The sequence below is a fragment of the uncultured Microbacterium sp. genome (assembly GCF_913776565.1).
Taxonomy (GTDB): Bacteria; Actinomycetota; Actinomycetes; order Actinomycetales; family Microbacteriaceae; genus Microbacterium.
Genome location: NZ_CAJYPF010000136.1, coordinates 1 through 4,649 on the forward strand (window position 1 = coordinate 1; position 4,649 = coordinate 4,649).

A 4,649-nucleotide genomic window follows, 5' to 3' on the forward strand; every position below is an offset into this window, starting at 1 on the left:
GCCAGATGCAGAAGGGCGGCGGCGCCAGCGGCGCGATGGGCTTCGGCAAGAGCCGCGCGCGCATGCTGACCCAGAAGGAAGGCAAGGTGACGTTCGACGATGTGGCCGGCATCGACGAAGCGCGCGAAGAGCTGCAGGAAATCGTCGAGTTCCTGAAGGACCCGTCGAAGTTCGCCCGGCTGGGCGGCAAGATCCCGAAGGGTGCGCTGCTGGTCGGCTCGCCCGGTACCGGCAAGACGCTGCTCGCCCGCGCGATCGCGGGTGAGGCGGGCGTGCCCTTCTTCACAATTTCGGGTTCGGACTTCGTCGAGATGTTCGTCGGCGTCGGCGCAAGCCGCGTCCGCGACCTGTTCAACCAGGCCAAGGAGAGTTCGCCCGCCATCATCTTCATCGACGAGATCGACGCCGTCGGTCGCCACCGCGGCGCCGGTATGGGCGGCGGTCACGACGAGCGCGAGCAGACGCTGAACCAGATGCTCGTCGAGATGGACGGGTTCGACCCCAAGGTCAACGTCATCGTCATCGCGGCGACCAACCGCCCCGACATCCTCGACCCCGCGCTGCTGCGCCCCGGTCGTTTCGACCGTCAGATCGGCGTCGACGCGCCCGACCTCAAGGGTCGTCAGCGCATCCTCGAGGTGCACGGCCGCGGCAAGCCCCTGTCCGACTCGGTCGACCTCGAGGTCGTCGCGCGGAAGACCCCCGGCTTCACCGGCGCCGACCTGGCGAACGTCCTCAACGAGGCCGCTCTGCTGACCGCGCGCTCCAACGCCCAGCTCATCGACAACCGCGCCCTCGACGAGGCCATCGACCGCGTCATCGCCGGTCCGCAGCGTCGTACGCGCGTGATGAAGGACAAGGAGAAGCTCATCACGGCGTACCACGAGGGCGGTCACGCCCTCGCGGCCGCGGCGATGAACCACACCGACCCCGTCACGAAGGTGACCATCCTTCCGCGCGGCAAGGCGCTGGGCTACACGATGGTGCTGCCGCTGGACGACAAGTACTCCGTCACTCGCAACGAGCTGCAGGACCAGCTGACCTACGCGATGGGCGGTCGCGTCGCCGAAGAGATCGTCTTCCACGACCCCACCACGGGCGCGTCCAACGACATCGAGAAGGCCACGAGCATCGCCCGCAAGATGGTCACCGAGTACGGCATGACCAACGAGGTCGGCCCGGTCAAGCTCGGCTCGTCGTCGGGCGAGGTGTTCATGGGCCGCGACATGGGACACGGCCGTGATTTCTCAGAGCGCATCGCCGAGCGCGTCGACGCCCAGGTGCGCGCCCTCATCGAGCAGGCGCACAACGAGGCCTACCAGGTCATCAACGACAACCGCGAGGTGCTCGACCGCCTGGCCCTGGCGCTGCTCGAGAAAGAGACGCTCGACCACATCGAGCTGGCAGAGATCTTCAAGGACGTCAAGCGCCTGACCCCGCGCCCGCAGTGGCTGTCGTCGGGCGACCGTCCCGTCTCGACGCTGCCGCCGGTCGACGTGCCCCGCCGCCCGCAGCCCGCCGGCGTCGCCGCGGCGACCGAGGCCGACGCGCAGGCCGCGACCACGGCGCAGCCCCGTCCGAGCGGACAGACGCGCCCGGCCACCGCCTGAGGCGCCGTGGCCGTCGATCGAGAACGCGTCGCCGCGCTGGTACGCGAGCTGCTGGAGGCGATCGGGGAGGACCCCGATCGCCCCGGCCTGCGTCAGACGCCGACCCGCGTCGCGGACAGCTGGGCCGAGTTCTTCTCGGGAGTGAACCAGGATGCCGCCGCCCCCCTCGCCCACACCATCTCGGTGTCGCGGGGGCCGGCGCCCGACACGCTGCCCTCCGGGGCCGTGATGCTGCGCGACATCGCCTTCCGCTCGATGTGCGAGCACCACCTGCTGCCCTTCCGCGGTCGCGCCCACGTGGCGTACCTGCCGGGTGAGGAGGTGGTGGGCCTCGGCGCCCTGCCGCGCGTCATCGACATCCTCGCGGCGCGCCCGCAGGTGCAGGAGCGCCTCGGCGAACAGGTGGCGGACGCGATCGCGACGGCCCTGGACGCACGCGGAGTCCTCGTGGTCCTGGATGCCACGCACGAGTGCGTCACGATGCGCGGCGGCCGCCAGCCCGACGCCTCGACCGTGACCATCGCCGCGCGAGGGGTCTACGCCGAGCCGGTCGCCCGCGCCGAGCTGGTGGCCCTCATCGGAGCGCGCGCGTGACGCTGATCATGGGGATCGTGAACGTCACCCCCGACTCCTTCAGCGACGGCGGTCGCTACCTCGACCCCGACGTCGCGATCGCCCATGCGCGGCAGCTGCGCGCGCAGGGCGCCGATCTGCTCGACGTCGGCGGCGAGTCGACGCGTCCGGGTGCCCAGCGGGTGGCGCCCCGCGTCGAGCAGCAGCGTGTTCTTCCGGTCGTCGAGATGCTGGCATCCGAGGGGGCCTTCGTCAGCATCGACACGATGAACGCCTCGACCGCGGTCGCCGCGGTGCGCGCCGGTGCGCGCCTGGTCAACGACGTGTCGGGCGGGCTCGCCGACCCCGAGATGCTCGCGGCCGTGGCCGGGACCGACGCCCACATCGCCCTGGGGCATTGGCGCGGCCCGTCCGCCGAGATGTACGCCCGCGCCGACTACGCCGACGTCGCCGGCGAGGTGGCCGATGAACTCGACGAGCGCGTCGCCGCCGCCGCGGCCGCCGGCATCGACGCGTCCCGCATCGTCGTCGACCCGGGCATCGGGTTCGGAAAGCGCGGCGCGCAGAACTGGCAGACTCTCCGCGCGCTCCCCGCACTCGCCGCCCGCGGACACCGCATCCTCGTCGGCACGAGCCGGAAGCGGTTCCTCGCCGAGACGATCGGCGACGACACCGACCTCGCGCGCCGCGACCTGGCGACCGCCGTGACCAGCGCTCTGGCCGCCGGAGCCGGCGCGTGGGCCGTGCGCGTGCACGACGTACCGACCACCCGCGACGCTCTCGCCGTCGCCCGCGCCTGGGAGTCCTGATGGATGCCGTCGACCGAATCACCCTGACGGGGGTGCGCGCCTTCGGCTATCACGGGGTGTACCCCGACGAGAAGCGCGAGGGCCAGGAGTTCGTCATCGACGCCGTGCTGGCCCTCTCGCTGCGCCGCGCCGCCGAGACCGATGACGTCGTCGACACCGTGCACTACGGCGAACTGGCCGAGCGCCTGGTCGCCGTCGTCGAGGGAGAGCCGGTCGACCTGCTCGAGACGCTCGCGCAACGCCTCGCCGACGACGTGCTGAGCGATGCCCGCGTCGATGCGGTCACCCTCACGGTGCACAAGCCGCAGGCGCCGATCACCGTGCCGTTCGGCGACGTATCGGTCACCATCACGCGGGGACGCTCGTGAGCGTCCGTCTGGCGCACGGCATCGGAGAAGCGCCGCGGTCGACGCCGGTGCGCGCCGTCGTCGCCCTCGGCGCGAACCTCGGCGAGCGCGCCGCCACCCTCGAGGCGGCGGTCGACGAGCTTCGCCACCTCGCGCTGACCTCGGATGTGCGGGTGTCCAAGCCCCTCGAGACGGTCGCGGTCACCCTCGACGGCGAGGACGAGGACGCGCCCCGCTACCTCAACGCCGTCGCGCTGCTGCAGACCCGGCTGGCTCCGGCCGAACTGCTCGCCTCGCTGCACCGCATCGAGGCGCGCCATGGCCGCGTGCGCCGCGAACGCTGGGGCGACCGCACCCTCGACCTCGACCTGATCGCCTACGGCGACGAGGTGATCCGGCGGGACGACCTGGTCGTTCCGCATCCGCGCGCCCACGAGCGCGTGTTCGTCCTCGCCCCGTGGGCGGATGTGGATCCGGATGCCGAGCTCCCCGGCCGAGGACGCGTCGTCGACCTGCTCGAAGGGCTCGGTCGATGAAGCGGACGGGGGCCGGCATCCTGATCATCGCCGTCGTCATCGGCGCGGTGATCGGGTTCGTCGTCGACACGATGCTCACCGCGATGGGACGGACGACCTTCTCGCCGGCGGCGAGCCTGCCCACGATCCTGCTGCTGCTGGGCGCCGTGGTGGTGGTGCTGGCGGTCCCGATCTTCCGCGCCTCGCGGGGTCGCAGCGGTCAGCGCATCGACCCCTTCCGGGCGCTGCGCATCGCGATGCTGGCGAAGGCCTCGTCGCTGCTGGGTGCGGTGTCGGCCGGATTCGCGGCCGGTCTGCTGGGGTTCCTGCTGACCCGACCGGTGACGCCGTCGATAGGCTCGATGGGATCGATCATCGCGACGCTCGTGGCCGGCGCCGTGCTGGTCGTGGCGGGACTCGTGGCCGAGCAGCTGTGCACCATCCGGAAGGACGACGATGACGACACCCCCGGGAACACCCCCGCCGGACCCGTCGGGGCCTGAGCCGGTCGCGAGCGCTGCGCCGGTCGCAAGCGCTGCGCCGGTGGCGAGCGCTGAGCCTGTCGCGAGCGCTGAGCCGGTGGCGGAGGCTTCGGTCGCGGGTGGCGCGCCGGGCGCCGATGCCGTGCCGGCCGGGCGCGCGCCGGCGAAGGCGGACGCGCTGGGCACGGGCACGTACGATCGCATCCTCGAACCCCGCTCTCCGCGTCGCCTGCCGCTGGGCGACGGGACGTGGTACCAGCTGGCGCGGGCGTACGTGCGCGTGCAGCTCATCACGCAGGGCGCGGTGCTGCTG

Annotated in this window: 6 protein-coding genes and 1 pseudogene; all 7 read left to right on the top strand. The window is 72.1% G+C overall.

The window, feature by feature from the left end; genetic code table 11:
- On the top strand, positions 1-1,610 hold a 1,610-nt coding region (gene ftsH, locus QZ433_RS07210), incomplete at its 5' end, for an ATP-dependent zinc metalloprotease FtsH (protein WP_295781280.1).
- 6 nt (positions 1,611-1,616) lie between these two features.
- Positions 1,617-2,204 (top strand): GTP cyclohydrolase I, encoded by a 588-nt coding sequence (gene folE / locus QZ433_RS07215; protein WP_295781283.1) that lies wholly within the window; start codon positions 1,617-1,619, stop codon positions 2,202-2,204.
- Complete coding sequence (gene folP / locus QZ433_RS07220) at positions 2,201-2,992, top strand: dihydropteroate synthase (protein WP_295781285.1); 792 nt, start codon at positions 2,201-2,203, stop codon at positions 2,990-2,992. The genes folE and folP overlap by 4 nt, the downstream gene beginning before the upstream one ends.
- Complete coding sequence (folB, locus tag QZ433_RS07225; protein WP_295781287.1) at positions 2,992-3,360, top strand: dihydroneopterin aldolase; 369 nt, start codon at positions 2,992-2,994, stop codon at positions 3,358-3,360. Before folP ends, folB begins: the two co-directional genes overlap by 1 nt.
- Complete coding sequence (gene folK / locus QZ433_RS07230; RefSeq protein ID WP_295781290.1) at positions 3,357-3,875, top strand: 2-amino-4-hydroxy-6-hydroxymethyldihydropteridine diphosphokinase; 519 nt, start codon at positions 3,357-3,359, stop codon at positions 3,873-3,875. The genes folB and folK overlap by 4 nt, the downstream gene beginning before the upstream one ends.
- Positions 3,872-4,357: a DUF3180 domain-containing protein gene (locus tag QZ433_RS07235; RefSeq protein WP_295781293.1), complete on the top strand. Its 486-nt coding sequence runs from the start codon at positions 3,872-3,874 to the stop codon at positions 4,355-4,357. Before folK ends, QZ433_RS07235 begins: the two co-directional genes overlap by 4 nt.
- A 76-nt stretch (positions 4,358-4,433) precedes the next feature.
- Positions 4,434-4,649, top strand: a pseudogene (locus tag QZ433_RS07240) (hypothetical protein); the annotation flags it as partial.